General features: G+C 37.6%; 1 protein-coding gene. It reads left to right on the top strand.

The window, feature by feature from the left end:
* A partial coding sequence (locus F938_RS19055; RefSeq protein WP_005034366.1) for a type VI immunity family protein occupies positions 1–756 on the top strand: 756 nt, incomplete at both ends.

Here is a 756-nt window from a genome sequence, read left to right as displayed (position 1 = left end):
GTGAACGTAAATTTCGTAAGGACGGTTTTCCTGAAAATTTATTAGAAGATATAAAAAAGGAAAAAACCTCTGTCATTTATTATTTTTCAGATCAAGCAAAAATGAGTTTTGCACCTAATTATGGTGTTGATGTGTTGTGTAGTTCGGAGATGGCAAATAATGAACGCTATTCAACAGTCAATTTTATTTTTCCATTTGATTTTACTCAAAATAGTAACAACCGTTTGCAATGTATTGAGTTTTTTAAATCAATAGTTCGTGAAATTAAGATAGAACAAGCCTATTGTGGTTATCGCGTTGGGCAACCCTTAGATTTTACCCAAGCAGTACCTTGGCAAGCTTTTGAAACCGCAGCCAATTATCGCTTTCTTGGCTTAGATATTGATAAGAACATGACGCAAAGTAGTCATGTGATCAATGATGAACCCTCTTTAGAAAAAGGTGTACGTTCAACAGCTTGGTTGGTGTATCTCGGTCAGCCGTGGCTTGAAAAACTCGATGAAGTACAAGCCATTCAACAACAAGACCCGAATACGCCATTACGTTTAGAGCCGATCAATGGTGGAGTGTTTTTTAGAGCAGATGAATCACCACAATTGGCAAGAATAGGTTTACCACGCCCACAAGGTTATCAAGCGTTAAATAATATTCTAAAACCAATTCGAGAGAAAATGCTTCCGTTAACGCAATATGCCGATTCATTGGCAGAGTGGGAACCTGTATTTTTTCAGCCTGAACAATGTGATTGGTGGCTTG

The organism is Acinetobacter bereziniae LMG 1003 = CIP 70.12 (assembly GCF_000368925.1).
GTDB lineage: Bacteria > Pseudomonadota > Gammaproteobacteria > Pseudomonadales > Moraxellaceae > Acinetobacter > Acinetobacter bereziniae.
This window is presented reverse-complemented; position numbering and strand designations above follow the sequence as displayed.